Here is a 1,185-nt window from a genome sequence, read left to right on the forward strand (position 1 = left end):
AAGGGTGATTGATTCATGAAGGGTAAACTGATAAGTTACTAAAATTATTAATAATTAAGGTGGTATTAATGTTGGGTTTGGTGAGCTTCTCAGGATGTTTATCGGAATTCTCGCTAATACGCTGTTATACGCTATTCAGGTTTTCGTCACATGAAACAAGCCTCAAATATAATTCTAATTGTTATTTCTTTGATTACTTGTCTTAATATGATCGACTTTCCGTGGGAGCTTAGATTTGTTAATGCTAAATATAATTACCTTTTTGTTATGGTGTTAGCCGTTAGTTTGCCTATTTCTGCTTTATTTTGGTCTACTTTGAGGGACTCTAAATCGGCTAAAACTATAGGTGTTATTATTTCTGTTTGTTTAGCTATTCCTTCTTATTTAACATTTACTTTTGCAAAGCTAGATTACAGGGACATAAAAACTAATGGTGTGGATTACTCTTTCGAGGAAATAAACAGATTAGAGGTTGGTAATAAAAACTATGTTCTTTATAGAACAAATGGTGGTGCTACAACTTCGTTTGGTTTGGTTCTTCGCATGGAAAAGGAAATCGCTTTAGGAATTAATGCTGTTAATGTGATTTATAGTAAATATAAAGCTTCGGAGAGTTCGTTAGAGCTAACAAATGACTCCCAAATTAAAATGCAAATTCAACCTTATGATAAACATGGTAAAGTAGAAGTTGTAGTATTGAGTATATAGCGTATAACAAGTTGCTTAAACGGACAAAAAACAGTTGGCTTTTGCTCGTTCCTCGCTAATTTTAGCCAACTATTTTATTGCCGCTTAGCAAAGCGTTATGTTTAAAGTCAATCAGAGGTACTATGAATAACTCTAATAATATCGAATCCATAAAATTAGAAGTAGGTGAAGAAAGAATCATTCAGGTAAATGCACCTGTTGAAGCAGAGTTAAAAACGAATTCAGGAAGTATAATTAGGGTTACTATTACACCTAATAACCCTCTAAGGATTACATCTCAAGGTGATATTATAGAGGTTAATATTAATGTAACTGAAAACTCAATTAAGCCATTGTCAGCTATTTAAACATAACACATATGAGCCTTCCGCCAGTCAATAGGCGAACCTAACTAATTTGACTGCTTTTGCAGTCAAATAAAAATCAACCAACAAATTCATCTACTTCGTCTGTCATTTAGCTGTCAAATCATCGTTT

The 1,185-nt window shown here is 33.0% G+C and carries 2 protein-coding genes; both read left to right on the top strand.

Features of this window, described 5'->3' with window-relative positions:
- Positions 1-150 precede the first annotated feature (150 nt).
- On the top strand, positions 151-708 hold the full coding sequence (locus ACWXWT_RS20550; protein WP_456043411.1) for a hypothetical protein: 558 nt from the start codon (positions 151-153) through the stop codon (positions 706-708).
- Positions 709-830: 122 nt separating this feature from the next.
- Positions 831-1,055: a hypothetical protein gene (locus ACWXWT_RS20555; protein WP_456043412.1), complete on the top strand. Its 225-nt coding sequence runs from the start codon at positions 831-833 to the stop codon at positions 1,053-1,055.
- The last annotated feature ends 130 nt before the right edge of the window (positions 1,056-1,185 follow it).

The organism is Shewanella sp. A22 (assembly GCF_053850585.1).